Annotated in this window: 22 protein-coding genes and 1 pseudogene; 10 read left to right on the top strand and 13 right to left on the bottom strand. The window is 69.5% G+C overall.

The genetic code is table 11. The features are described 5' to 3' along the window. Positions 1-251 precede the first annotated feature (251 nt). The gene (gene wblA / locus C4B68_RS18200; RefSeq protein WP_028799159.1) at positions 252-590 is read left to right on the top strand and encodes a transcriptional regulator WblA; all 339 of its coding nucleotides are present in this window, start codon (positions 252-254) and stop codon (positions 588-590) included. Positions 591-662: 72 nt separating this feature from the next. Here the strand turns inward: wblA and bagB are convergent, their stop codons facing one another. From bagB to C4B68_RS43290, 3 genes and pseudogenes are all read right to left on the bottom strand, one after another. Then, complete coding sequence (gene bagB / locus C4B68_RS18195; protein WP_099504969.1) at positions 663-2072, bottom strand: ATPase BagB; 1410 nt, start codon at positions 2070-2072, stop codon at positions 663-665. Next, a complete protein-coding gene (gene bagA, locus C4B68_RS18190) occupies positions 2069-3046 on the bottom strand; it encodes an ATPase BagA (RefSeq protein WP_099504968.1) in 978 nt (325 codons plus the stop codon). The genes bagB and bagA overlap by 4 nt, the downstream gene beginning before the upstream one ends. A 349-nt stretch (positions 3047-3395) precedes the next feature. Continuing rightward, positions 3396-3554: pseudogene (locus C4B68_RS43290) on the bottom strand (helix-turn-helix domain-containing protein); the annotation flags it as partial. A gap of 255 nt (positions 3555-3809) precedes the next feature. Here C4B68_RS43290 and C4B68_RS18180 point away from each other — a divergent pair. The 4 genes from C4B68_RS18180 (at position 3810) to C4B68_RS18165 (ending at position 6619) form a co-directional block, all read left to right on the top strand. Continuing rightward, positions 3810-3986: a Sp36 family protein gene (locus C4B68_RS18180; RefSeq protein ID WP_099504967.1), complete on the top strand. Its 177-nt coding sequence runs from the start codon at positions 3810-3812 to the stop codon at positions 3984-3986. Next, on the top strand, positions 3983-4453 hold the full coding sequence (locus C4B68_RS18175; protein WP_099504966.1) for a RidA family protein: 471 nt from the start codon (positions 3983-3985) through the stop codon (positions 4451-4453). Before C4B68_RS18180 ends, C4B68_RS18175 begins: the two co-directional genes overlap by 4 nt. A gap of 469 nt (positions 4454-4922) precedes the next feature. After that, on the top strand, positions 4923-5792 hold the full coding sequence (locus C4B68_RS18170) for an NUDIX hydrolase (protein ID WP_099504965.1): 870 nt from the start codon (positions 4923-4925) through the stop codon (positions 5790-5792). Next, positions 5789-6619 (top strand): MBL fold metallo-hydrolase, encoded by an 831-nt coding sequence (locus tag C4B68_RS18165; protein WP_099504964.1) that lies wholly within the window; start codon positions 5789-5791, stop codon positions 6617-6619. The genes C4B68_RS18170 and C4B68_RS18165 overlap by 4 nt, the downstream gene beginning before the upstream one ends. Positions 6620-6686: 67 nt before the next feature. Here C4B68_RS18165 and C4B68_RS18160 read toward each other — a convergent pair whose 3' ends face one another. Beyond that, positions 6687-7508 carry a nucleotidyltransferase gene (locus C4B68_RS18160; RefSeq protein ID WP_099504963.1) on the bottom strand — a complete coding sequence of 274 codons (822 nt, stop codon included), beginning with the start codon at positions 7506-7508 and terminating at the stop codon, positions 6687-6689. Between the two features lie 139 nt (positions 7509-7647). Beyond that, positions 7648-8322 (bottom strand): Crp/Fnr family transcriptional regulator, encoded by a 675-nt coding sequence (locus tag C4B68_RS18155; protein ID WP_006382668.1) that lies wholly within the window; start codon positions 8320-8322, stop codon positions 7648-7650. A gap of 275 nt (positions 8323-8597) precedes the next feature. Here C4B68_RS18155 and nth point away from each other — a divergent pair, with 275 nt between their 5' ends. The 3 genes from nth (at position 8598) to C4B68_RS18140 (ending at position 11724) form a co-directional block, all read left to right on the top strand. Then, a complete protein-coding gene (gene nth, locus C4B68_RS18150) occupies positions 8598-9656 on the top strand; it encodes an endonuclease III (protein ID WP_099504962.1) in 1059 nt (352 codons plus the stop codon). Positions 9657-9708: 52 nt separating this feature from the next. Next, positions 9709-10404: an NUDIX hydrolase gene (locus tag C4B68_RS18145; RefSeq protein WP_099504984.1), complete on the top strand. Its 696-nt coding sequence runs from the start codon at positions 9709-9711 to the stop codon at positions 10402-10404. Positions 10405-10524: 120 nt separating this feature from the next. Continuing rightward, positions 10525-11724: a MarP family serine protease gene (locus C4B68_RS18140; protein ID WP_099504961.1), complete on the top strand. Its 1200-nt coding sequence runs from the start codon at positions 10525-10527 to the stop codon at positions 11722-11724. Positions 11725-11751: 27 nt separating this feature from the next. On the opposite strand, the gene C4B68_RS43285 is transcribed toward C4B68_RS18140, so the two are convergent. The 6 genes from C4B68_RS43285 to C4B68_RS18110 all read right to left on the bottom strand — a co-directional run bounded on the left by C4B68_RS43285 (position 11752) and on the right by C4B68_RS18110 (position 20133). Continuing rightward, a complete protein-coding gene (locus C4B68_RS43285) occupies positions 11752-11931 on the bottom strand; it encodes a hypothetical protein (protein ID WP_099504960.1) in 180 nt (59 codons plus the stop codon). A 194-nt stretch (positions 11932-12125) separates the two neighbouring features. Next, complete coding sequence (locus C4B68_RS18130) at positions 12126-13064, bottom strand: alpha/beta fold hydrolase (RefSeq protein ID WP_099504959.1); 939 nt, start codon at positions 13062-13064, stop codon at positions 12126-12128. Further along, the gene (locus C4B68_RS18125; RefSeq protein ID WP_099504958.1) at positions 13061-13534 is read right to left on the bottom strand and encodes a phage holin family protein; all 474 of its coding nucleotides are present in this window, start codon (positions 13532-13534) and stop codon (positions 13061-13063) included. The genes C4B68_RS18130 and C4B68_RS18125 overlap by 4 nt, the downstream gene beginning before the upstream one ends. 55 nt (positions 13535-13589) lie before the next feature. Then, positions 13590-14993: a Na+/H+ antiporter NhaA gene (nhaA, locus tag C4B68_RS18120; protein ID WP_099504983.1), complete on the bottom strand. Its 1404-nt coding sequence runs from the start codon at positions 14991-14993 to the stop codon at positions 13590-13592. Between the two features lie 434 nt (positions 14994-15427). Further along, entirely contained in the window at positions 15428-17428 is a 2001-nt protein-coding gene (acs, locus tag C4B68_RS18115) for an acetate--CoA ligase (RefSeq protein WP_099504957.1), read from the bottom strand. A 275-nt stretch (positions 17429-17703) separates the two neighbouring features. Then, on the bottom strand, positions 17704-20133 hold the full coding sequence (locus tag C4B68_RS18110; protein WP_099504956.1) for a bifunctional SulP family inorganic anion transporter/carbonic anhydrase: 2430 nt from the start codon (positions 20131-20133) through the stop codon (positions 17704-17706). A gap of 340 nt (positions 20134-20473) precedes the next feature. Between C4B68_RS18110 and C4B68_RS18105 the strand changes: the two genes are divergently transcribed. Further along, positions 20474-21724: a polysaccharide deacetylase family protein gene (locus tag C4B68_RS18105; protein ID WP_099504955.1), complete on the top strand. Its 1251-nt coding sequence runs from the start codon at positions 20474-20476 to the stop codon at positions 21722-21724. A 55-nt stretch (positions 21725-21779) separates the two neighbouring features. Here the strand turns inward: C4B68_RS18105 and C4B68_RS18100 are convergent, their stop codons facing one another. Continuing rightward, positions 21780-22760, bottom strand: coding sequence for an ATP-binding protein (locus tag C4B68_RS18100; RefSeq protein WP_167459105.1), 981 nt, complete (start codon positions 22758-22760; stop codon positions 21780-21782). A 149-nt stretch (positions 22761-22909) separates the two neighbouring features. Here C4B68_RS18100 and C4B68_RS18095 point away from each other — a divergent pair, with 149 nt between their 5' ends. After that, positions 22910-23734, top strand: coding sequence for a Fic family protein (locus tag C4B68_RS18095; RefSeq protein WP_099504953.1), 825 nt, complete (start codon positions 22910-22912; stop codon positions 23732-23734). Between the two features lie 423 nt (positions 23735-24157). Here the strand turns inward: C4B68_RS18095 and C4B68_RS18090 are convergent, their stop codons facing one another. After that, positions 24158-24991: an HAD family hydrolase gene (locus tag C4B68_RS18090; RefSeq protein WP_099504952.1), complete on the bottom strand. Its 834-nt coding sequence runs from the start codon at positions 24989-24991 to the stop codon at positions 24158-24160. Positions 24992-25305 lie beyond the last annotated feature (314 nt).

Here is a 25305-nt window from a genome sequence, read left to right as displayed (position 1 = left end):
CGCCTTGTGTGTCACGCGGCGTCCGTTGTGACTCAACTGAACTGTCCCGGTTTGCCGGGATGGTCACGCATGTCCTCAGCTCACTCCCCCGGGTGATCTGCCGCTTACGCATAGTCCGTTCGGGCCATTCAAGATTGGGCCCGAAGGGGGTGTTGCGCTGTGCCCACCTTCCGTAACGTCCTCAACTGGCGGCGGTGAATATGCCGCTGCCGCCGTGGGGGAGCCTCGATTCGGGAGAGGACGGCGCCGGTATGGGCTGGGTAACCGACTGGAGTGCGCAGGCGGCCTGCCGCACTACCGATCCAGATGAACTGTTCGTTCAAGGAGCAGCGCAGAACAGGGCCAAGGCGGTGTGCACCGGATGTCCGGTACGCACGGAATGCCTCGCTGATGCGCTCGACAACCGCGTCGAATTCGGCGTATGGGGCGGCATGACGGAGCGGGAGCGCCGCGCGCTGTTGCGCCGGCGACCGACCGTCACCTCGTGGCGCCGCCTGCTGGAGACTGCGCGTACAGAGTACGAGCGCGGCGCGGGCTTGCTGCCCCTCGACGAGGAAGAGGTGTACGAGCGCTACGCGGCGGTGGGTTGAGGGCGCTCCCCTCGGGCTGGCGAGAGGCTTCCCTCGGGCCACTGAGGGCTCCCTTCGGGCCACCCGGGGCTCTCACGCCCCGGTTTCGGGCAGCTCCGGCCGACTGGCCGCGAGCCGGTCCCCGATGTCCCGCAGCCCGGCGAGATCGTGTACGTCGCCCGGCAGCGCGGCCACTTCGACCACCGCCACCTCGGGGTGGAGCGCGGCGAAGCGGTCACGCGTGCGCTGCTCGCGGGAGAGCAGCTGCATGCGTTCGGCATGCAGCCTCAGCAGGCCTGCGGTGAGTTGTTCAACGGTCCGGTCGGTGTCCGTGGCGGCGGTCCGGCCGTCGTCCGTGGTGGCTGCCCTGTGCTCGTCGGTGACGTCGGTTCTGTCCGTGACGGCGGGCCTGTCCGTGGCGGCGGGGGAGCCTTCGTCGGGACCGTCAGGAGCTGATGTTTCGGAAGCGGGAGATTCTGAACTGTCGTACGTGTCGGGAGAGTTACGAAGTCCAGCTTTCCCGTCCCTCTGATCCACAATGCGGACCTCGTCAAGATTTTCTGAGGCCACGGAATCAAGATCTTCCGCGGCGGCGAGCGCCCGCTCGGCGGACAACTGGGCGGCACCGCTGCCGTGCACCCGGTTGAGCACCAGACCGGCGAACGGCATGTCCTCCGCGGCCAGCCGCTCCACGAAGTACGCGGCCTCGCGCAGCGCGTCCCGCTCCGGGGCCGCCACCACCAGGAACGCCGTGCCGGGCGCCTGGAGCAGCTTGTACGTGGCGTCCGCGCGCGTACGGAAGCCGCCGAACGTCGTGTCCATCGCGGCCACGAACGTCTGGACATCCTTGAGGAGCTGACCTCCGAGCAGCTTCCCCAGGGTGCCGGTCATCATCGACATCCCGACGTTCAGGAACTTCATCCCCGCGCGGCCGCCCAGCTTCGCAGGCGCCGTCAGCAGCCGGATCAGCCGGCCGTCCAGGAAGGAGCCGAGCCGCTTCGGGGCGTCCAGGAAGTCCAGCGCCGAGCGCGAGGGCGGCGTGTCGACGACGATGAGGTCCCATTCGTCACGGGCCCGCAGCTGGCCCAGCTTCTCCATCGCCATGTACTCCTGCGTGCCCGCGAAGCCCGCCGAAAGCGACTGATAGAAGGGGTTGTTGAGAATCGCGGCCGCCTGCTTGCCGTTGGCGTGCGCCTCGACGATCTCGTCGAAGGTGCGCTTCATGTCGAGCATCATGGCGTGCAGCTCGCCGTCTCCCTCGATGCCCTTCACGCGCCTCGGGGTGTTGTCAAGCGAGTCGATGCCCATGGACTGCGCCAACCTGCGCGCCGGGTCGATCGTGAGCACGACCACCTTGCGGCCTCGCTCGGCGGCGCGCAGCCCCAGCGCCGCCGCCGTGGTCGTCTTGCCGACTCCGCCCGAGCCGCAGCACACCACGATGCGGGTCTCCGGGTCGTCGAGCAGGGGGTCGACGTCGAGTACGCGGGCGGCGTTCAGGCTCATGAGATCCCTTGCGTGCGCAGTTCCGTGGCGAGCTCGTACAGGCCCGCCAGGTCCATTCCCCCGGCGAGCAGCGGGAGTTCGTGCAGCGGCAGGCCCTGCTCCGTGAGCACGGTCCGCTGCTCGCGCTCCAGGGCGTACCGCTCGGCGTACTCCTCGGCCTGCTCGAGCAGCGGGTCCACGAGCCGCTCGGCGAGTCCGCCGCGGCGGGCGCCGCCGAGTCCGGCCGCGGAGAGCGACTTGGCGATCGCCGTACGGGGGACGGCGCTCGTCAGCTCCAGGTCGGTGTCGTCGAGGAGCGCGGGCCGCACCATGTTGACGATGATCCGGCCCACCGGCAGCTTCGCGGCCCGCAGCTCGGCGATGCCGTCCGCGGTCTCCTGGACGGGCATCTCCTCAAGGAGCGTCACCAGATGGACCGCCGTCTCCGGGGACTTGAGGACGCGCATGACGGCCTGTGCCTGATTGTGTATCGGGCCGATCTTGGCGAGCCCCGCCACCTCGTCGTTGACGTTCAGGAAGCGGGTGATGCGTCCGGTGGGCGGCGCGTCCATGACGACGTAGTCGTACGCGAACCGGCCGCTCTTGTCCTTGCGGCGTACGGCCTCACAGGCCTTGCCGGTCAGGAGCACGTCCCGAAGACCCGGTGCGACGGTGGTCGCGAAGTCGATGGCGCCGAGCTTCTTCAGGGCGCGGCCCGCGCTGCCCAGTTTGTAGAACATCTGGAGGTAGTCCAGAAGGGCCAGTTCGGGGTCTATGGCGAGGGCGAACACCTCCCCGCCCCCCGGAGCGACCGCGATCTTCCGCTCCTCGTAGGGCAGCGCTTCTGTCTCGAAGAGCTGCGCGATGCCCTGTCTGCCCTCGACCTCGACGAGGAGGGTGCGCTTGCCCTCGGTCGCGAGGGCGAGCGCGAGGGCCGCGGTCACCGTGGTCTTGCCGGTACCGCCCTTGCCGCTGACGACCTGGAGCCTGCTCACGTATTCGAGCCTAACCAGTCCGCCGCCGGACTACGCAGGAGGCTGTGGACAACGTGGGCGAGAGGCTGCGCACAGCAGCGGCTACAGTCGGCCCCATGACCAAGGGGGGGATAAGTGATGTGGGCCGGTAGGCCGTGGGTGCGCTCACGAGCCGTGCGCGTGCCTGCGGATTCCCACGTTCAGGCCGCGGGCCCGGGACGGGTCCCCTCGCATCCTGGCGTCCGTGCGCTGCGAATCCAGCGCTAAGTGTCGGCTCCGGAAGTTCTTCGGGGGTTGACGCGCCGGTTGTTTCCGTGGCCCGAGGTGCTCAGGTGTGCAGACCACTGAAGGGATGCGATCAGTACGGTCTTTAGCGAGGTAGCCACAGCTCGCCCGCACGCAGCCCGGCCTGGAAGCGGGAGTCGGCCTCGAGCTTGGCCATCAGCTCGGCCACGCGCCGCCGGTAGGTGCGCAGCGAGACACCGAGCCGTTTGGCCGCCGATTCGTCGGTGAGTCCCGAACCGAGGCTGTACGACGACCGGGCCCTGTACGAGGGCGACCCTGTCGGCCGGGCCCGGTCACACGCCCGACGTCCTCATGGTGACCGCACCAGGTGGCTTCACGGCCCTGCCGCGGACCCTCAGCGGCGAACGACTCGAACCGTGCGGCGTTCGCCTCGCGCTGGCTTGCCGGGCTTGCCTCGCTGCCGTTGACCCGTCCGTAGGACTGGCGCGTATAGCCTGCAACGTGAAGATTCATGCCGGTAACAACCTGGGGTGTTGTGATGCCTGAAAGTAGCCGTCGTTCGTGGGAATACGCAACCGTGCCGCTGCTCGTCCATGCCACGAAGCAGATTCTGGACACCTGGGGCGAGGACGGCTGGGAGCTCGTCCAGGTCGTGCCCGGGCCGAACAACCCCGAACAGCTGGTGGCCTACCTGAAGCGGGAGAAGTCGGCGTGAGCGGCGCCGTCGAGGCGAGGCTGGCGGAACTCGGGCTGAGCCTGCCGGACGTCGTCCCGCCGCTGGCGGCGTACCAGCCGGCCGTGCAGTCGGGTGTGTACGTCTACACCGCGGGGCAGCTTCCGATGGTGGACGGCACGCTTCCGGTCACCGGGAAGGTGGGCGCGGAGGTCACGGCCGAGGAGGCCAAGGAGCTGGCCCGTACGTGTGCGCTGAACGCTCTTGCCGCGGTCAAGTCGGTCGCGGGTGACCTGGACCGCATCGCGCGCGTCGTGAAGGTCGTCGGTTTCGTCGCGTCCGCCTCGGACTTCACCGGTCAGCCGGGTGTGCTGAACGGTGCGAGTGAGCTCCTGGGTGAGGTCCTTGGTGACAAGGGGGTCCATGCCCGTAGTGCGGTGGGGGTGGCGGTGCTGCCGTTGGATGCTCCGGTGGAGGTCGAGGTTCAGGTGGAGTTGACGGAGGCGTAGGCGCTGCCGCTGTTGCTTGGCGGTTCGCTGTACGCGAGTGGGTGGGTCGGGGCCGTGCCGTGCCGGTACATCCGCCCGTCGCCGGTGGACCAGACGTTGGCCTGTAGGGAGACGTTTCCAGATCCGGGCGTAAGCGACGGGCATGTGATGTACCGGCACGGCACGGCCCCTTCCGTGCGCTGGCGACTGCGGGTGCACCCCCTCAGCCCGTCCGGCGTTTGAGGATGAGGCCGTTCAGGCCGATGCGGGGGGGGCTGGGGGCGGCAGCCCCCAGGGACGATGGGGGTCCCCCCCGCTCTGGGGGTACCTCCCAGGCCCTTAAGGCACTGGGGGAGAAGCCGAGAGTGGGGGAGGGTAGGGGCGGAGGGGCCGAAAACCCACCGGGCCGCACCGCCGGGCAGGGGGAGGCGGACGGGGAGGGGAGCGAGGGGCTCTCGAACATCCGCCCGGCTCGGGATAGCCTCCGGCCATGGCGAATGGGCAGTGGTACCCACCGGAGTGGCCAGAGCGGATCCGCGCGCTGGCGGAGGGCACGCTGACGCCCGTGGCCCCCAGACGCGCGGCCACCGTCATGCTGCTCAAGGACACCGACGACACCCCCGTGGTGCACATGCTGCGCCGCCGCGCCTCCATGGCCTTCGCCGGCGGCGCGTACGCGTATCCGGGCGGCGGCGTGGACCCACGCGACGACGAGCACCAGATCCGCTGGGCGGGCCCCACGCGCGCGTGGTGGGCGAAAAGGCTGGGCGTGGACGAGACCTCCGCCCAGGCCATCGTCTGCGCGGCCGTCCGGGAGACGTACGAGGAGGCGGGCGTCCTGCTCGCCGGAGCCGCCCCGGACACCGTGGTCGGCGACACCACGGGGGACGCCTGGGAGGCGGACCGCGCGGCCCTGGTCGCCCGCGACTTCTCCTTCGCCGAGTTCCTCGACCGCAGGGGGCTCGTGCTCAGGTCCGACCTCCTGGGTGTGTGGACCCGCTGGATCACCCCGGAGTTCGAAACACGCCGCTACGACACCTGGTTCTTCGTGGCCGCCCTCCCCGAGGGCCAGCGCACCCGCAATGTCTCCACCGAAGCCGACCGCACGGTGTGGATCCGACCGGCGGACGCGGCAGCCTCGTACGACAAGGGCGAGCTGACCATGCTGCCGCCCACCATCGCGACCCTGCGTCAGCTCAGCCTGTACGACCGTGCCGCGGACGTCCTCGCCGCGGCGCCCGACCGCGACATGACCCCCGTCCTGGCCAAGGCCCGCCTGGAGAACGGCGAAGTGATCCTCGCCTGGCCCGGCCACGACGAGTTCACCAAGCGCATCCCGACCGGTGGAGCCCCCGCATGACCGACGCAGCCGCCCTCCCCGGCCAGCCCAGAGGCGGGGTCCTCTCCGGCCCCGCCACCGCGCGTGCCGTGAACGTCCTCGCGCCCAACGCGTCCGCCATGACCCTGGACGGCACCAACACCTGGATCGTCTCCGAGCCGGACTCCGACCTCGCGGTGGCGATCGACCCGGGTCCCCTGGACGACGTACACCTCCGGAGTGTGGTGGATACGGCCGAGAAGGCCGGGAAACGGGTCGCGCTGACGCTGCTCACACATGGGCATCCGGATCATGCCGAGGGTGCGGCGCGGTTCGCCGAGTTGACGGGAACCAAGGTGCGGGCCCTGGATTCGGCGCTGCGGCTCGGGGACGAAGGGCTGGGCGCGGGGGACGTCATCACCGTCGGCGGGCTCGAGCTGCGCGTCGTGCCCACGCCCGGGCACACGGCCGACTCGCTGTGCTTCCATCTCCCGGCCGACCGGGCCGTCTTGACGGGTGACACCATCCTGGGCCGCGGCACGACCGTGGTGGCCCACCCTGACGGCCGTCTGGGCGACTATCTCGACTCCCTGCGCCGGCTCCGCTCCCTCACGGTCGACGACGGCGTCAACACCGTCCTGCCGGGCCACGGCCCCGTCCTCGAGGACGCCCAGGGCGCCGTCGAGTTCTACCTCGCCCATCGCGCCCACCGACTCGCCCAGGTCGAGACGGCGGTCGAGAACGGCTACCGGTCGCCGGATGCGGTCGTCGCGCATGTCTACGCGGATGTGGACCGTTCGCTGTGGCCCGCGGCCGAGCTGTCGGTACGGGCGCAGCTGGACTACTTGCGCGAGCACGGCCTCATCTAGCGCGAGCGCAGCCTCATCTGGATCGCCTGGGCGCCGAGGTGCTTGTTGAGGCCCCTAGGGGCGTGTTTTACGGGCGTGGTGCCTTAACGCCATGCACGCGCGCGTACTCCTCGGCGAGCCAGGGGCCGAGGTCGTCGACGTACGAACGGAGGATGGCGAGATCGCCGGCGTTCGGCTCGTAGCCGAGGACGGCCACCCTCAACATCTGGGCGGCGCGCTCCGGGTAGTACGCGCCGAACAACTCCGCCATCTCCTTCAGGTCGCTGGTCCAGCCGTTCCAGCGGGGCATGACCAACGTGAAGCCGGTACGGACGAGATGGCGTGACATGAAGCGGATGAGCGGGCGCCGAGCCTCGTCGGTGTCGGGGGTTTCGCCGATCCGCTCGCGCCAGCGCGGCAGGAGGAGGGCCAGGTCGCCGTTCGTCTCGCGGGCAAGGCGGGAGTCCAGGCGGTAGCGGGGCAGGTACTCGGCCAGGTCCTCGCCCAGGAGCGGCGTACAGAGGCAGGCGACGAACCAGCCCAGGTCGTACGTCTCCAGGTCGCTCAGGAGCCGCGTGCGGCTGAACAGCAGCGTGCCGACGCCGTCGATCTGCGCGAACTCCTTGTCGAGCGCCTCGCCCAGTGCGTCGGCGTCCGCCCGGTCCGCCTCGGTGGGCTCCCCGCGCAGGGCGAGCAGCAGATCGAGGTCGCTTGCGCCCACGCGGGCAGTGCCGCGCGGGATGGATCCGTAGAGGTATGCGCTGGTGAGCCGGTCCCCGAAGACATCGGGAAGTCGGTCGCGGGCCGTGGCGACAACGGGCCGAAACGCCCTCGGGATCCGCCCGAGTGCCCCCTCCCGCTCGATGTACCCCTGGGCGTCGAGTCCCCTGCGGCGCGCGCTTTCGGCCATGCGCCCACTGTGCCGTGGTGGGGGCGGCGGGGCAGGCCATTTTCGGCTGAGCGTGGGGTGGCCCCAAAGCCCTCAAGCACGACGGGGTCCCGCCTCCCAAGAAGGCGGGACCCCGTCGTCGTACAGCGGAGAAACAGCGTCAGCGTGAGCGCTTCGCGAGGCGCTCCACGTCCAGGAGGATCACGGCGCGGGCTTCCAGGCGGAGCCAGCCGCGACCCGCGAAGTCCGCGAGCGCCTTGTTGACCGTCTCGCGAGACGCACCGACCAGCTGGGCCAGCTCCTCCTGCGTGAGGTCGTGCACGACGTGGATGCCCTCCTCGGACTGCACGCCGAATCTGCGCGAGAGGTCCAGGAGCGCACGGGCGACACGGCCCGGAACGTCCGAGAAGACGAGGTCGGACATCTGGTCGTTGGTCTTGCGCAGGCGCCGGGCGACGGCGCGCAGCAGCGCGGCGGCCACCTCGGGCCGCGCGTTCAGCCAGGGCTGGAGGTCGCCGTGGCCGAGGCCCAGCAGCTTGACCTCGGTCAGCGCGGTGGCGGTCGCCGTGCGCGGGCCCGGGTCGAACAGCGACAGCTCGCCGATCAGCTCACCGGGGCCGAGGACAGCGAGCATGTTCTCGCGGCCGTCGGGGGAGGTGCGATGGAGCTTCACCTTGCCCTCGGTGACCACGTAGAGGCGGTCCCCGGGGTCGCCCTCATGGAAGAGAGCGTCACCGCGTGCGAGGGTCACCTCACTCATGGAGGCGCGGAGCTCCGCGGCCTGCTCGTCATCGAGCGCCGCGAAGAGCGGGGCGCGCCGCAGAACGTCGTCCACGAGTTCTCTCCTTGTCGACCTGCTCAGGGGATCTTGCTCCCCCGTGTACCAGGGGACCGTGTTCCCCATCTTGCTGGACGGTCCAAACAGTGTGATCAGTCACAAGTCTGCCGCACTGACGTCCCATCCAGTGCGGCAGGGGGCCAATTGGGGGCCGATCTCCTGGGTCCGAGGCGGATGTCGGTGCCGGGCTTTAGGCTGGCCGGGTGTCCAAATCGCCGGTGAGAGCGCAGGGTAAGGGGGCAGGGCGGGTGGTTGTACGTCGCGATTCCGCCGTGGGCGAACAAGCCCTCGACGAGGCGAAGAAACCGACAAAAGCGACAAAATCGACGCCGGCAAAAGTGCCGGTGAAGGCGGCGGAGGCGGCGAAGACGGCAACGGCGAAGAAGATCTCGAACAAGACCGCCAAAAAGGCGACAGGCTCGGTCAAGAAGTCGACAGGCCCGGCCAAGAAAGCGGCGCCCGCGAAGAAGGCCGCAGCCACGGCCAAGGGAGCCACGGCGGCCAAGAAAGCCGTAGCCACGGCCAAGAAGGCCGCCGTGCCTGCCAGACCGCCCAAGAACGAGTCGCACACCGCCCTCGTCCGCCGCGCCCGCCGTATCAATCGCGAGCTCGCCGAGGTGTACCCGTACGCCCACCCGGAGCTGGACTTCGAGAACCCCTTCCAGCTGATCATCGCCACGGTCCTGTCCGCCCAGACGACCGACCTGCGGGTGAATCAGACGACCCCGGCGCTCTTCGCCAAGTACCCGACCCCCGAGGACCTGGCTGCCGCCAACCCGGAGGAGGTCGAGGAAATCCTCCGCCCCACCGGGTTCTTCCGGGCCAAGACCAAGTCGGTGATGGGGCTCTCGAAGGCGTTGCGGGACGACTTCGGCGGCGAGGTTCCCGGCCGTCTCGAGGATCTGGTCAAGCTCCCCGGCGTAGGGCGCAAGACCGCCTTCGTCGTGCTCGGCAACGCCTTCGGGCGGCCGGGGCTCACCGTGGACACCCATTTCCAGCGGCTCGTACGCCGTTGGCAGTGGACCGACGAGACCGACCCGGACAAGATCGAGGCGGCCGTCGGCGCGCTCTTCCCGAAGAGCGAGTGGACGATGCTGTCCCACCACGTGATCTTCCACGGCCGCCGTATCTGCCACGCCCGCAAGCCCGCCTGCGGCGCCTGCCCCATCGCCCCGCTCTGCCCGGCGTACGGGGAGGGCGAGACCGACCCGGAGAAGGCGAAGAAGCTCCTCAAGTACGAGAAGGGCGGCTTCCCCGGCCAGCGACTCAAGCCCCCGCAGTCCTACCTGGACGCGGGCGGCATCCCCGCACCTCCACTGGGCGCCGGATGACGGAACGAACAGGGCAGCGGCAGGCGTTGGGAAGAGCAGAACGGGGGTGGCGATGACGCACGCGAGCAACACACAGGGCGGGCCGGTGACGCTCAGCAAGGAAGGTCTGCCCGAGTGGCTGGCTCCGGTGGTGCGCGCCGCCGAGACGGTCGAACCGCTGCAGCTGAGCCGTTTCCTGCCCCCGGCGAACGGCGCGGGGCGGCAGTCCGCCGTCCTCATCCTGTTCGGCGAGGGCGACCGCGGCCCCGAGCTGCTGCTCATGGAGCGCGCCGGCTCCCTGAGATCGCACGCCGGGCAGCCCTCCTTCCCCGGTGGAGCCCTCGACCCCGAGGACGGCGACCCGAAGGCCGACGGGCCGCTGCGGGCCGCTTTGCGAGAGGCCGAGGAGGAGACCGGGCTCGAACCGAGCGGCGTCCAGCTCTTCGGCGTGCTGCCCGCGCTCTACATCCCGGTGAGCGGCTTCGTGGTCACCCCGGTCCTCGGCTGGTGGCGCCGCCCGACCCCGGTCGGCGTGGTCGACCCGAACGAGACGGCCCGCGTGTTCACCGTCCCCGTGGCGGATCTCACGGACCCCGCCAACCGTGCCACCACCGTTCACCCCAGCGGCCACCAGGGTCCGGCATTTCTGGTCGAGTCGGCCTTGGTCTGGGGGTTCACCGCCGGAATCATCGACCGGATCCTGCACTACGCCGGCTGGGAGCGCCCCTGGGACCGCGCCAAGCAGGTCCCACTCGACTGGCGCTCATGACAAGGTGACCTCCGTGCTGTGTTTTCCCGGTGGACGCGGTATCCCCTTGCCGCTGTGCGGCGGGCCGGTCCCCCGGCCGGACGATCGCGACCGGAAAGTGATGAGGCGAGGCTTGAAGCGGTGAACGTGCTGGACATCCTGTTGCTGGTCGCCGCCGTGTGGTTCGCGATCGTGGGCTATCGCCAGGGCTTCGTCGTCGGCATCCTGTCGGTGATCGGCTTCCTGGGCGGTGGCCTCATCGCCGTCTACGTGCTCCCCGTCCTCTGGGACTGGCTGACCGACGACAGCGAGGTGAGTACGTCCGCCGCCGTCGTCGCGGTGATCATCGTGATCGTCTGCGCCTCCGTGGGCCAGGCCCTCACCACCCACCTCGGCAACAAGCTGCGCCGGTACATCACCTGGTCCCCGGCCCGCGCTCTGGACGCGACGGGCGGCGCCCTCGTCAACGTCGTGGCGATGCTGCTCGTCGCCTGGCTGATCGGCTCGGCCCTCGCCGGTACGACCCTGCCGACGCTCGGCAAGGAGGTCCGCAACTCCAAGGTGCTGCTCGGCGTGTCCCGCGCCCTGCCCGCGCAGGCCAACACCTGGTTCGCCGACTTCTCCTCCGTCCTCGCGCAGAACGGCTTCCCGCAGGTCTTCAGCCCCTTCGCCAACGAGCCCATCAACGAGGTCCAGCCCCCCGACCCCGCGCTCGCCCGCAGCGCCGTCGCCATCCGCGCCCAGAAGTCCATCGTCAAGGTCACGGGCACCGCCCAGAGTTGCGGCAAGGTCCTCGAAGGCACCGGCTTCGTCTTCAGCGACCGCCGGGTGATGACCAACGCGCACGTGGTCGGCGGCGTCGACGAACCCACCGTCCAGATCGGCGGCGAGGGCCGGAAGTACGACGCCACGGTCGTCCTGTACGACTGGGAGCGCGACATCGCCGTACTCGACGTCCCGAATCTGAACGCGCCCGCGCTGCGGTTCACCACCCAGGACGCGACCCGAGGCAACAGCGCGATCGTCGCCGGGTTCCCGCAGAACGGGGCGTACAACGTCCAGCCGGCGCGGGTGCGCGGCCGTATCACGGCCAACGGCCCGGACATCTACCACCGCAAGACGGTGCACCGCGACGTCTACTCGCTCTACGCGAACGTCCGCCAGGGCAACTCCGGCGGCCCGCTGCTCACACCCGACGGCAAGGTGTACGGCGTGGTCTTCGCGAAGTCGCTCGACGACACCAACACCGGGTACGCGCTCACCGCGGACGAGGTCCAGGAGGACATCGCCCAGGGTCGTACCGCGAACCAGCAGGTGGACAGCGACAGCTGCGCGCTGTAATCCGGCGGGCGGAACGGCCCGGTGGGCTCAGCCGCGCGGATGGCGCAGCCGTACCGAGACCCAGCGGGCCCGGCGGCGCAGAATGCGCGGGATCCCCACTCGGAGGTCCGTGCCCGGCAACTGCGGGGTGCCCCTCTGATGGGAGCTCAGGCCCGTGGCCGAGCGGCGGTTGCGTGCTGCGTCACTGTAGTCGTGCGTCCAGCCCATACCCCGACGTCTGCCCCTGCCCCAAGGTCGATAACCACGCCTCGGCCCCCCAATTGGCCTATGCGCCAGGCAATTGGCCGTTCGCAGGACAGGCGTTCCCGTTCGCGTGCCGGGCGCGTCCGGGCGGGTGGTCACCGACCGGGTCGGACGTCACGGATCGGGCTCGTCCGGGTGGTCACGACCGGGTGAGGACGTCACCGATCGGGTTCCGGATCCTTCAGCCAGTTGACCAGTTCCGTCGAGAACGCGACCGGGTCCTCCTCCTGCGGGAAGTGCCCGAGACCGTCGAACAGCCGCCAGCGGTACGGCGCTTCGACGTACTCCCCGGATCCGGCCGCGCTCCGCGTCCGCATCACCGGGTCGAGCGAGCCGTGCAGATGCAGCGTCGGCACCCGCACCGGCCGCTTCATACGACGGTTGAACTGGATGCCGTCCGGGCGGGCCATGGACCGCACCATCCACCGGTAGGGCTCGAGCGAGCAATGCGCCGTCGACGGGATGCACATGGCGCGGCGGTACGTCTCCACGGCCTCGTCGTCCGGCAGCCGCGGCCCCGACCAGTCCCGTACCAGACGACCCACCAACGCGCCGTTGTCGGCGGTCAGCTGCCGCTCGGGAATCCAGGGGCGCTGGAACCCCCAAATGTATGAACTCGCGGACGTCTGCTTGACGTCGGAGAGCATGGCCGAACGCCAGCGCCGGGGATGGGGCATCGACGACACCGCGAGACGGCGTACGAGCTTGGGGCGCATGACGGCCGCCGTCCACGCCAGATAGCCGCCCAGGTCGTGCCCGACCAGCGCGGCGTCGGGCTCGCCGAGGGACCGTACGACCCCGGTGATGTCGAGCGCGAGGTTGGCGGGGTCGTAGCCGCGCGGGGTGCGGTCGCTGCCGCCGACGCCCCGCAGATCCATGGCCACGGCCCGGAAGCCCGCGTCGGCGAGCGCCACCAGCTGATGGCGCCAGGTCCACCAGAACTGCGGGAAGCCGTGCAGCAGCAGGACGAGCGGCCCGTCGCCCATCTCGGCGATGTGGAAGCGTGCGCCGTTGGCGGCGACGTCCCTGTGCGTCCAGGGTCCGTCGAGCCGTACGCCCGAAGTGGGTTGGGCCGGAGGTGTGGCGGGGTCCGTCATGACGACGAGCGTGCCACAGGCCTGGCGGTGCCCTCGACCCGCTGCCGGGGGTGCGGCTTGGCGGTCTGCAGGACGCCCGCCGTCTGCTTCATCGAGGCGGCGACCTTCTGCGGGGCCTGGCTCTTCTTGGCCTTCTTCGCGAAGACCAGGCCGATCAGTGCGAGCACGACGGCGACCAGCACGTTCGCGGCGAACGACAGCAGGAAGCAGATCGCGAGGTTCCAGCCGCTCCAGGTCCGGATGCCGTACGCCAGGGCGAAGTTCAGCATCGGCAGCGAGAAGACCAGCACCGCCGCGGCCACCGCGAACGCGCCGCCGCTGACCGCGCCGCGCTTGACATCCCGCTTGAGCTGGGCCTTCGCGAGCGCGATCTCGTCGTGCACCAGCGCGGACATCTCGGTCGTCGCCGAGGCGAACAGCTGGCCAATGCTGCGTTCGGCGCCGACCGGGCTGCCGTCAGGTGCGCTCATCGCGGACTCCCTTTTTCGGGTGCTGGTCTCTCTTGGATTGTTTTGTCGTCTCAGATCATGCCGGACTGTCGTCTCCCTCGCTTGCCCCGCCCGCCACTTGGGCAAGCCTGCGATGTTCGGCGGCCTTCCGCTCGTAGATCTCCGCCATCCGCAGGTGGTATGCCGGTTGGCCCTGCTCGTAGATATCGGGGATGCCGTCGAGGTCCTCGTCGCGCTCCTCCGCCTCGCACAGCGCGCGGTACTTGGCGTTACGTATCTTCAGCAGCGTCGTGGCGATGACGGCCGCGATGAGCGAGCCGATGAGGACGGCTGCCTTGCCCTCGTCGGCGAGTACCGGGTCGTCGCCGAAAGCGAGCTCGTCGATGAGCAGCGAGACGGTGAAGCCGATGCCGGCGAGGCTCGCGACGGCGAAGACATCCGGCCAGGCCAGGTCCTCGCTGAGTGACACCCTGGTGAAACGCGCCGTCAGCCACGTACCGCCGAAGATGCCGACCGCCTTGCCGACGACGAGCCCGAGAACGATCCCGAGCGTCTCGGGTCGTGTGAACACATCCCCCAGCGCTCCTCCGGAGACCGTGACCCCCGCGCTGAACAGCGCGAACAGCGGCACGGCAAGCCCGGCCGACAGCGGCCGTACGAGATGCTCGATGTGCTCACCGGGGGAGTGCTCCTCGTCCTCGTGCCGGTGGCAGCGCAGCATCAGGCCCATCGCGACACCGGCGATGGTGGCGTGGATGCCGCTGTTGTACATCAGCCCCCAGATGACGAGGGCGAGCGGGACGTACAGGTACCAGCCGCGTACGCCCTTGCGCAGCAGCAGCCAGAACACCCCGAGCCCGATGACCGCCCCGCCGAGCGCCACGAAGTTGATCTTCTCGGTGAAGAAGACGGCGATGATCAGGATCGCGAACAGATCGTCGACGACGGCGAGCGTGAGCAGGAAGGCGCGCAGGGCGGACGGCAGTGACGTCCCGATGACGGCGAGCACGGCGAGCGCGAAGGCGATGTCGGTGGCGGTGGGGATGGCCCACCCGTCGAGGGTGCCTCCGCCGAGGACATTGGTGAGGGTGTAGACCAGCGCGGGTGCGGCCATGCCGCAGATCGCGGCGACCACCGGCAACAGCGCGGCCTTCGGGTCCCTGAGGTCCCCGGCGACCAGCTCGCGCTTGAGCTCGATCCCGGCGACGAAGAAGAACACGGCGAGCAGCCCGTCGGCCGCCCAGTGCTCGACCGACAGATCGAGCCCGAGGGAAGCGGGCCCGATGTGGAAGTGAGCGATGCTCGCGTAGCTGTCCCGCAGCGGGGTGTTCGCCCAGATCAGCGCGGCGATCGCGGCGACCAGCAGCAGCACGCCACCCACGGTCTCGGTACGCAGCGCGTCCGCGACGAAGTTCCGCTCGGGCAGCGACAGTCGTCCGAGCAACTTGCGGGGGGATGTGGTGGTGCGGGGCGCGGCCACGGGGACGACCTCCGGTCGGGTAGGCAGGACAGAGCGCTTGCCGACCAGACTTCCCGGCACACCTTGGGCACTTCTTGACGTGTTGTTTACGTGATCCTTAGCTTACCTAGGATGTGGCCGGGTTTACGCGGTGATCTTCACATTAAGCGCGGAGGGGGATTTATGCGCGTTGCGCGGGGAGGGGGAGGCCTTATCAGGGACGCCGAGAGGAGCGCCCCGTCAGGGGCGCGGGGAACCGCGCGATCAGAGCCCCCACGGGCCTGCAGGTTATAGGCGGGCATAGGTCGCCCCCCGGGGCGCAGAGGCACAGGTGCGCAGGGGTTCCGGGATGCCGGAGTTCCGTGACTCCGGGATTCGGGATTCCGGGGCGAAGCCCAGCGTCGCCCGGGGGTGTGGGGGGCACGCAAGGTGCCCCCCGGTGGAGAAGGCCCCGCTCAGTCCTCGCTGGGCGCCGCCGGCAACTTCGCCTGGATCAGGTCCATCACCGTGGAGTCCGTGAGCGTGGTGACGTCCCCGAGCTCACGGTTCTCGGCAATATCACGCAGCAGCCGCCGCATGATCTTCCCGGACCGCGTCTTCGGCAGCTCGGCCACCGGCAGGACCCGCTTCGGCTTGGCGATGGGCCCCAGTGTGGTTCCCACGTGCTTGCGCAGGTCGGCCACGAGCCCGTCGTCGTCGGCGGAAGCCGTCCCCCGCAGGATCACGAACGCGACGATGGCCTGGCCGGTCGTCTCGTCCGCCGCGCCCACGACCGCTGCTTCGGCGACCGACGGGTGCGAGACGAGCGCCGACTCGACCTCGGTCGTCGAGATGTTGTGCCCGGACACGAGCATCACGTCGTCGACCCGGCCGAGCAGCCAGATGTCCCCGTCCTCGTCCTTCTTGGCACCGTCCCCGGCGAAGTACTTCCCCTCGAACCGCGACCAGTACGTGTCGATGAACCGCTGGTCGTCCCCCCAGATCGTCCGCAGCATCGACGGCCACGGCTCGGTGAGGACGAGGTAACCGCCCCCGCCGTTCGGCACTTCCTGCGCCTCGTCGTCGACGACGGTCGCGGAGATGCCGGGCAGCGGACGCTGCGCGGACCCCGGCTTGGTCTCCGTCACGCCCGGCAGCGGCGAGATCATCATCGCGCCGGTCTCGGTCTGCCACCAGGTGTCCACGATCGGCGTGCGGTCGCCGCCAATGTGCTTGCGGTACCAGATCCAGGCCTCGGGGTTGATCGGCTCACCCACGGACCCCAGCACCCGCAGGCTGCTGAGGTCGAACTTCGCGGGGATGTCGTCCCCCCACTTCATGAACGTACGAATGGCCGTGGGCGCCGTGTACAGGATCGTCACCCCGTACTTCTGCACGATCTCCCAGAACCGCCCCTGGTGCGGCGTGTCCGGCGTGCCCTCGTACATCACCTGCGTCGCGCCGTTCGCCAGCGGTCCGTACGTGATGTACGAGTGCCCGGTGACCCAGCCGATGTCGGCCGTGCACCAGTACACATCGGTCTCCGGCTTGAGGTCGAAGACGGCGTGGTGCGTGTACGAGGCCTGCGTGAGGTAGCCGCCCGAGGTGTGCAGGATGCCCTTCGGCTTCCCCGTCGTCCCGGAGGTGTAGAGAATGAACAGCGGGTGCTCGGCGTCGAACGCCTCCGGCGCGTGCTCGGTGGACTGCCGCACGACGATCTCGTGCCACCACACGTCGCGGCCCTCGGTCCAGGCGACGTCCTGCCCGGTACGGCGTACGACGAGGACGTGCTCGACGCGGTCCACCCGGTTGATGGCGTCGTCGACGGCGGGCTTGAGCGCGGCGGGCTTGCCGCGCCGGTAACCGCCGTCCGCCGTGATGACGACCTTGGCGTCGGCGTCCTCGATACGGGTGGCGATCGCGTCCGCGGAGAACCCGCCGAAGACGACCGAGTGCGTGGCGCCGATACGGGCACAGGCCAGCATCGCGACGACGGCCTCGGGAATCATCGGCAGGTATACGGCGACTCGGTCACCCTTGCCGACACCCAGCTCGGTCAGGGCATGTGCGGCCCTGCTGACCTCGTCCTTGAGCTCGGCGTAGGTGATGGCCCGGCTGTCGCCCGGCTCGCCCTCGAAGTGGATGGCGACGCGGTCGCCATGGCCCGCCTCGACATGCCGGTCCACGCAGTTGTACGCGACGTTGAGCTTGCCGTCCTTGAACCACTTGGCGAACGGCGGGTTCGACCAGTCCAGCGTCTCGGTCGGCTCGGTGGCCCAGGTCAGCCGGCGGGCCTGCTCGGCCCAGAAGCCGAGCCTGTCAGCCTTGGCCTGTTCGTACGCCTCTGCCGTGACGTTGGCGTTAGCGGCCAGGTCAGCGGGCGGCGCGAAGCGTCGCTCCTCTTTCAAGAGGTTGGCCAGGCTTTCGTTGCTCACGACATCTCCCTTTCCCAGGGTGTCCGTTGTGTCCCAGGCCACAGCTCATCAGACCGAGGGGCTCGATGACAAGGGTCGACCGAAAATTGGTTTAGACCTATTGGCGAGGTCTTCGGGTGGTCTGCGGGCTGCGGGTCCGTGCGAGTCCCCAGGGGACGCACTCTGAGGCACGTACGGACCGGCCGTCGGGTTCACCACCCTCGGCCCCTCGACCTCCCTCGAACGGGAGGGACCCCCGGGCGATCCGGTCCCTGGTACCGCGATCTCCGGCACATGGTCCGCGCCCCCGTCGACTGGGGCCGCGCACCACGGCCAGGTCACGCGGGACGGCGCAGATCCTCCGCCGCCCCCACGTGATCGAACAGCTCGTCCCCGTCGCCGTCGGCCAGCAGATACGCCTGCGCCTCCCCTACGTGGAAGTACATCCCGTGCAGTTCGAGTACGCCCTCCCGCAGGGCCCGCGCCACGGACTCATGCGCCCGCAGGTGCTCCAACTGCTGCACCACGTTGGTCAGGCAGAGCTGCTCCACCGCGTCGGCCGGCGCCCGCCCGTCGAGCCGCGCCCACGGCCGGTCCTTGGCGGCCATCCGCTCAAGGCTCGGCTGCCCGTGCCGCAGCCACCGTCTGAGCGGAGTGAGCGGCGTCCCTCCGGGCTCCGAGGCCAGCAGGGCCTGCATCGCCCCGCACCCGGAGTGCCCGCACACCGTGATGGACCGCACCTTCAGCACGTCCACCGCGTACTCGATCGCCGCGGCCACCGAGTCGTCCCCATGCTCCTCCCCGGGCAACGGCACGAGGTTGCCCACATTCCGTACGACGAAGAGGTCACCCGGACCACTGGAGGTGATCATCGATGTGACGAGCCGCGAGTCGGCGCAGGTCAGGAACAGCTGGGACGGCTGCTGCCCTTCCCGCGCCAGCCGCGCCAGCTCACCCCGAACCAGCGGCGCGGTGTTGTGCTGGAACGCGCTGATCCCGCGCACCAGTTGATGCCCGCTCTGGTCGCTCTGCCCGCCACCCCCGCTCGCCCCGGAGGCGTCGGCCGCCTCACCGGCCCCGTCCGGCGGGCCGTCGGCAGATACGGACTGCGGGATCGCGGAGGCCGCGCAGTGGTGGTTGCGCCAGGGTGTCCAGGGCCGGCAGCGGCAGTGGGCAGTGTTCGCGGGCTCGGCGATCCGGGTTCCGACACGCCCCGAGAACTCGGCCGTGCCGCCTGCCGCGATGTGAGCGCTCTGCCAGTCGTGCAGGGACTCGTACGCCGCGTGGTCCATGAACGAGCCGTCCAGCTCCACGACGACGTCGGCATCGTGAGGCACCAGGTGCAGGGAGCGGCTGAGCCGTGGCACCGCGAGAAACGTCAACTGCCCTCGTACGCGTACGTAATGGACTCCTCCCTTTTCGTGGTGCGTGATACGGGTGCGGGTGAGGCGGTGCAGGGCGACGCCGATGGCCACGGAGACCCCCAGCGCCACGCCCTCGAGAACTCCGAGGAACACGACGCCGAGCGTGGTGGCGGCGTACACCAGCACCTCACGGTGGCGGGTGACCGTGCGGATGTGGTGCAGGGACACCATCTTGATGCCGACGGCCATCACCAGGGCGGCGAGCGATGCGAGGGGGATCAGCTCCAGGATCGGGACCATCAGCAGCGCGGCAACTACTACGAAAACGCCGTGCAGCATCGTGGAGTTCCGGCTCACGGCACCGGCGTGCACATTCGCGGCACTTCGTACGGCGACCCCGGTGACCGGCAGTCCGCCGAGCGTGCCGGAGACGACATTGGCGGCGCCCTGCCCGAACAGCTCCCGGTCGAGGTCGGAGCGAGGGGGCGGCGGCGTCGGACGTGCGGCCGCGAGCCTGTCCACGGCGACGGAGCCGAGCAGCGACTCCACGCTGCACACCAGCGTCACGGTGAGGACGGCGGCGGCGATCCCGGGCACCGGCCCCTCGGGCAGCCCGGCCAGCGCATGGCTGCTCCAGGACGGCAGATCGACCTTGGGCAGGGTCAGCCCGGCGAGGGAGGCGGTCGCGGTGGCCCCGGCGACGGCGACGAGCGCGGCGGGGACCTTGCGCAGTACGTGCCCGACCCGCCCGGGAATCCGCGGCCAGGCGAGGAGGAGCACCAGTGTCAGCGAGCTCATCGACAGCGCGGCGGGGTGGGTGTGCGCCAACTGGTCCGGCAGTGCACGGAGGTTGTCGAGGACGGAACTCTGCGGGTTGCCGCCCAGCACGATGTGCAGCTGGGCGACGGCGATGGTCACGCCGATGCCGGCGAGCATGCCGTGGACGATCGCGGGGCTGACGGCCAGTGCCGTACGAGCCACGCGCAGGCAGCCCAGGCCCAGTTGGGTAAGTCCGGCGAGAACGGTGATGGCGCAGGTCGTACGCCATCCGTAGCGGTGGATGAGCTCGGCGGTGACGACCGTGAGCCCGGCGGCGGGTCCGCTCACCTGGAGCGGGGTGCCACCGAGCCGTCCGGCGACGAGTCCGCCCACGGCGGCTGCGACGAGGCCGGCCTGGAGCGGCGCGCCGGTGGCGAGGGCGATGCCGAGGGACAGCGGCAGGGCGATCAGGAAGACCGCGATCGAGGCCGACAGATCGGCGCCCGCGATACGGAATCGGCGGGGCGGGGCCGGCGGGGGACTGTGGGGCCGGTGGCTGCGCTTCGATCGAGTCGAGCCGGTGATGGGGGTCCCCGCTCTGACGAAGTCGGGGGCTTGGGGGTGGGTGGGGATGCTGGCGGACATGGTTCCCGTCTCCTCCGGGGCAGCGCGGTCGCGGAACAGGTGGTGCCCCCGCCCGAAGCGGCGGGAGGCGGATCGCGGCCGTGGGTCACGGCGTACAGCGGCGGGATTCTCAACACTCGGTAAACGGATCGTAATGGAGAGTAAAGGTCTGGTGCGAAAAATCAGGTCAAATGGGGCACTAATTCACTCTCTAGGGTGAACCGGGCATTTGATCGGCTTGTCGCATTTATTCCTTCTCGGTCCCGTGCGACCTTGGCGACGCTGTCGGCGAAACCACTGCATAACAGCCCATAACGCCCTTTCAGCGTTGCCCTGACCGAAGGAAGAAGGAGGGCGGAAGATGGCCGCCACCCAGAGGATCGCTGCGGGCGCAGCACTCGCCGCGGCCTGTGCCACGGCGCTCGCCGGCTGCGTAGGTGCCCAGGAAGGCGCGAAGAAGGGGGCGGGGGCCCCGGCGCCCAAGAGCGCGGTACGCCCGATCGGCGACGGCTCCACCGCGTACACCGGTGCGCAGCCGTATCTGCCCAGGCCCGTGCGGCTGAAGCCCGGGGAGAAGCCCCCGCAGTTCGTGGTCTTCTCATGGGACGGTGCCGGCGAGGACAGCCAGAAGCTCTTCTCACACTTCCGGAAGATCGCCAAGGCCAACAACGCGACGATGACGTACTTCCTGAGCGGCGTGTACATGCTGCCGGAGGACAAGAGCGACCTGTACAGGCCGCCGCAGCACTCGCCCGGCAGCTCCGAGATCGGCTTCAACGACGAGCAGGGCATCGAGGACACCGTGAAGCAGTTGCGCGGCGCGTGGCTGGAGGGCAACGAGATCGGTACGCACTTCAACGGCCACTTCTGCGGCAGCGGAGGCGGGGTCGGCGAGTGGTCGGTCGCGGAGTGGAAGAGCGAGATCGCCCAGGCGAAGTGGTTCGTGAAGTCCTGGAAGACCAACACGGGCATGAGGGAGTCGTCCCCGCTGCCCTTCGACTACGACAAGGAGCTCATCGGGGCCCGCACGCCGTGCCTGGAGGGCCAGGAGAACTTCAGGAAGGCGGCCCGCCAACTGGGCTTCCGCTACGACACCAGCGGCGTCAACGACCAGGTCTGGCCCGAGAAGAAGGAGGGCCTGTGGGACCTGTCGATGCAGCTCGTGCCCTTCCCCGGGCACACCTACGAGCAGCTCACCATGGACTACAACTTCATGGTGAACCAGTCGGGCACGCAGACCCAGGGAGACCCCGCCAAGTACGCGGAGTGGGGCAACCAGATGCGTGATGGCCTGGTCAGGGGTTTCTACCGCGCCTACGACGGCAACCGCGCGCCGCTGGTCATCGGCAACCACTTCGAGTCCTGGAACGGCGGCACCTACATGCGTGCCGTCGACGAGGTCATCGAGCATGTCTGCACCAAGCCCGAGGTGCGCTGCGTCTCCTTCCGGCAACTCGCGGACTGGCTCGACGTCCAGGACCCGGCGACCCTCGACAAGCTCCGCGGCCTCAAGGTGGGCGAGGCCCCGAAGCAGGGCTGGGCGTCCTTCCTCTCGGGGCGCCCGGCCCCTGCCCCGAGGGGCGTCCCCGGGGCGCCCGCGGTCAAGCCCTAGCAGCCCCTTGGGGGCTGTGGCTCCATCCCGCGGCGGCTCCCCGCGGGCCGACTGCTCAAGCCGTGGCCACCAGGCCCTCGCCGAGTACGAATCCGGGGTCGACCTGGGCCGCCAGGTCCGCCCCGGTTTTCTCGTTGCCCCAACTGCTCGCGTTCTTCAGGTGGAAGTGCACCATCTGGCGCATGTAGCGCTCCCAGTCGCGCAGCTCGTACGTGGCGTCGGCGGCGGAGTGCAAGGTCTGCAGGGCGTGGCAGTTGGCCTCCTCCAGGTGCTCGAACCTGGGCGGGCGGCCCTTCTCCATGTCGCGCACCCAGTTCGAGTGCCCGACCGTGACCAGGAGGTCGTCACCGACTTCGGCGCGGAGGAAGTCGATGTCGTCCTGGCCCTGCACCTTGTTGCCGACGACCTTCAGGGTGACCCCGAAGTCGCGGGCATACTCCTTGTACTGGCGATAGACGGAGACCCCCTTCCGGGTCGGCTCGGCGACGAGGAACGTGATGTCGAAGCGGGTGAACAAGCCGGACGCGAAGGAGTCGGAGCCCGCCGTCATGTCGACGACGACGTACTCGCTCTGGCCGTCGACGAGATGGTTCAGGCAGAGCTCCACTGCACCGATCTTGGAGTGGTAGCACGCCACTCCCAGATCGGCCTCGGTGAACGGGCCGGTGACCATCAAACGGACGGCGCCGCCGTCGAGTTCCACCGGCCGCGCGCAGGCGTCGTACACCGCATTGTCCTCGCGCACCCGCAGCAGTCGCGACCCCTCGCCGGGCGGGGTCGTCTTGATCATCGTGTCAGCGGATGCGATGCGGGGGTTGGAGCCGCGCAGGTAGTCCTTGATCAGCGGCAGTCGCTGGCCCATCGCGGGCAGTCCGGCTGACTCCGCCTCGGCGAGGCCGAGCGCGACCCCCAGGTGCTGGTTGATGTCGGCGTCCACCGCGACGACCGGCAGGCCGGAGGCCGCGAGGTGGCGCACGAAGAGCGAGGACAAGGTGGTCTTGCCGCTGCCGCCCTTCCCAACGAAAGCAATTTTCATGTTCACCAAGGGTAGTGGAGTCATTGCTCTGAGTGCATCGCGTGCGGGAAGAAAACCACTCCTTCGTGGGGTGTTTCCGAACAGAAGGGGTGCGCGGATCTACGAGGGGTGGCAGTCGGGTGACGGGGCGGGCGCGTACTGTCGTACTCATGGGTACGACAGGTGCGACCGCCGATCCGCTCGCGGCCTTGGGCTCGCTTCCCGGAGTGGCCGAGTCCGTGGAGTCCGTCCGCAAGGCCGTGGACCGGGTCTACGGCCACCGGATCATGCGGCGCCGCAGCAACGAGATCACGTCCGAGGCGGCGCTGCGCGGCGCACGCGGTTCCGCGGCGCTGTCCGGTGCCGACTGGGCGCTCGAAGAGGTGCGCCGCCGCACCGATTTCAGCGCGGACTACGAGGCCCGCACAGTGGGCGCGGCCCTCAGACTGACCGCCGAGGCGGGCCAGCTCCTGTCCATCTGGCGGCAGTCGCCCCTTCGGGTACTGGCCCGGCTGCACCTGGTGGCGGCCGCGGACAAGCGTGACGAGGTCGGCCGGCCACGGCAGAACGGCGAACCGGTCGACGAGCCCCTCGTCGAGCTGCCACTGCCGGATGCGGACGAGGTGGCCGGGCGTCTCGAAGGGCTCTCGCAGCTGATCATCGCGGGAGGTTCGGCCCCCGCCCTGGTGACGGCGGCGGTCGTCCACGGCGAACTGCTCGCCCTGCGCCCCTTCGGTTCCCACAACGGCCTGGTCGCGCGCGCGGCCGAGCGCATCGTCCTGGTCGGCAGCGGTCTCGACCCGAAGTCGATCTGCCCAGCGGAGGTCGGTCACGCCGAACTCGGTCGCGCGGCCTATCTGGCGGCTCTCGACGGCTATGTCTCCGGCACCCCGGAGGGCATGGCGGCCTGGATCGCTCACTGCGGCAAGGCGGTTGAGCTGGGCGTCAGGGAGTCGACGGCGGTCTGCGAGGCGCTTCAGCGCGGGGCGGCGTAAGGGAACTCAAGGAGGCCCGAAAAGCGCCTCCACAACAAAATCGCCCTCTACGAAGAGGGCGAAAACTCTCTGGACAGGGTTGCGGCGGTACGAGTTTCCGTACCGCCGCTGGCACGTTCACCGGGTTACCAAGCGTCCTCGATATATTGCCCATCAGGTCGGGAACTCCGCCCGTCACCTGGTGCGGCTGGCCCGTAATCGACGGGTCGACGTCGCGTGGGTGCTCGATGTTCATGCTCGGTCCGTGGGGCCATTGGTTGCGGTTAAAGGTGATCCTCTCGGATGTCCTTGGTCTCGCGGGCCGTTAAACCCTTTGTACTCCAGGCCCTGAGGAAGCGGAAGTCCTGGCTGCACTTCTTTACTTTTAGGTTCAAACGGGTGCGAACCGGGCGTGAATGTGCTGTCGGTGCAGCTGTGACGTGCTCACATCGCCATCCCGCGTCGTCGGCTGGCGTACCAGACGAGCCCCGCGGTGGCCGCCGCCGCGCCTATGGCGGCCACGGCGACGAGTGCCGGTCGGGGCGGTACGGACAGTGCGGGCAGCCGCTGCTTCAGGCGCACCGGACGGTGGAAGTCCAGAATCGGCCACGAACGGGCGAGTGCGGCGCGGCGCAGCGCGCGGTCCGGATTCACCGCGTGCGGATGGCCGACGGACTCCAGCATCGGCAGGTCGGTGACCGAATCGCTGTAGGCGTAGCAGCGTGCGAGGTCGTACCCCTCGGACACGGCCAGCTCCTTGACCGCCTCGGCCTTCGTCGGCCCGTACGCGTAATACTCCACTTCGCCGGTGAAGCAGCCGTCCTCGCCCACGACCATGCGGGTCGCCACCACGCGGTCGGCGCCGAGCAGTTCGCCGATCGGCTCGACCACCTCTGCTCCGGACGTGGACACGATCACCACGTCGCGCCCGGCGGTGTGGTGCTCCTCGATGAGGGACGCGGCCTCGTCGTAGATGATCGGGTCGATCAGGTCGTGCAGCGTCTCGGCGACGATCTCCTTGACCTGCTGGACGTTCCAGCCGCGGCACATCGCGGACAGGTACTTGCGCATCCGCTCCATCTGGTCGTGGTCGGCGCCGCCAGCCAGGAACACGAACTGGGCATATGCGGTACGCAACGCGGCCCTGCGGTTGATCAGGCCGCCTTGGTAGAACGACTTGCTGAACGTGAGCGTGCTCGACTTCGCAATGACCGTCTTGTCCAGGTCAAAGAAGGCTGCTGTGCGAGGCAAGGAGTGGTTTTCCACGAGCTTGAGCATAGGGGCCCACCATTCGGCGTAAGGTGAGGCGCGTGGGTTTGCCTGAGAGGGCTCTCGGGTACACCATGGAAGTCACGGATCGTTCGCGACCGTGCTAACCCGGTCCGACTCCTCCCCCCCCGAGTCGGCCGTGGGGACGACCCCCGCTCTCCCCCCCGGCGGGGGTCGTCGCATGTCCGGATGGGTTTTCCCCTCTCTTGCGCGGCCTCGGACCCGTCTCGTCACCGCTGTGGCCGCTCTCTTCGCACGCTCATGATCCGTCACTGTGTGTATCCGTGGGGCTGCTCTGCGGAAGTTGCGCGAGGGTCACCGGT

Source organism: Streptomyces dengpaensis (assembly GCF_002946835.1).
Classification (GTDB): domain Bacteria; phylum Actinomycetota; class Actinomycetes; order Streptomycetales; family Streptomycetaceae; genus Streptomyces; species Streptomyces dengpaensis.
The sequence above is the reverse complement of the archived record's forward strand: the minus strand, read 5'-3'. Positions and strand labels throughout refer to the sequence as shown.

Bases quoted from the DNA above. Each gene is read 5' to 3' on its own strand.
- C4B68_RS18170 (WP_099504965.1), top strand. From the start codon at position 4,923: ATGGCGAATGGGCAGTGGTACCCACCGGAGTGGCCAGAGCGGATCCGC.
- C4B68_RS18160 (WP_099504963.1), bottom strand. From the start codon at position 7,508: ATGGCCGAAAGCGCGCGCCGCAGGGGACTCGACGCCCAGGGGTACATC.
- C4B68_RS18110 (WP_099504956.1), bottom strand. From the start codon at position 20,133: ATGTCCGCCAGCATCCCCACCCACCCCCAAGCCCCCGACTTCGTCAGA.
- C4B68_RS18145 (WP_099504984.1), top strand. From the start codon at position 9,709: ATGACGCACGCGAGCAACACACAGGGCGGGCCGGTGACGCTCAGCAAG.
- C4B68_RS18095 (WP_099504953.1), top strand. From the start codon at position 22,910: ATGGGTACGACAGGTGCGACCGCCGATCCGCTCGCGGCCTTGGGCTCG.
- C4B68_RS43285 (WP_099504960.1), bottom strand. From the start codon at position 11,931: ATGGGCTGGACGCACGACTACAGTGACGCAGCACGCAACCGCCGCTCG.
- C4B68_RS18090 (WP_099504952.1), bottom strand. From the start codon at position 24,991: ATGCTCAAGCTCGTGGAAAACCACTCCTTGCCTCGCACAGCAGCCTTC.
- C4B68_RS18125 (WP_099504958.1), bottom strand. From the start codon at position 13,534: ATGAGCGCACCTGACGGCAGCCCGGTCGGCGCCGAACGCAGCATTGGC.
- C4B68_RS18100 (WP_167459105.1), bottom strand. From the start codon at position 22,760: ATGAAAATTGCTTTCGTTGGGAAGGGCGGCAGCGGCAAGACCACCTTG.
- wblA (WP_028799159.1), top strand. From the start codon at position 252: ATGGGCTGGGTAACCGACTGGAGTGCGCAGGCGGCCTGCCGCACTACC.
- C4B68_RS18130 (WP_099504959.1), bottom strand. From the start codon at position 13,064: ATGACGGACCCCGCCACACCTCCGGCCCAACCCACTTCGGGCGTACGG.
- C4B68_RS18180 (WP_099504967.1), top strand. From the start codon at position 3,810: ATGCCTGAAAGTAGCCGTCGTTCGTGGGAATACGCAACCGTGCCGCTG.
- bagB (WP_099504969.1), bottom strand. From the start codon at position 2,072: ATGAGCCTGAACGCCGCCCGCGTACTCGACGTCGACCCCCTGCTCGAC.
- C4B68_RS18165 (WP_099504964.1), top strand. From the start codon at position 5,789: ATGACCGACGCAGCCGCCCTCCCCGGCCAGCCCAGAGGCGGGGTCCTC.
- C4B68_RS18105 (WP_099504955.1), top strand. From the start codon at position 20,474: ATGGCCGCCACCCAGAGGATCGCTGCGGGCGCAGCACTCGCCGCGGCC.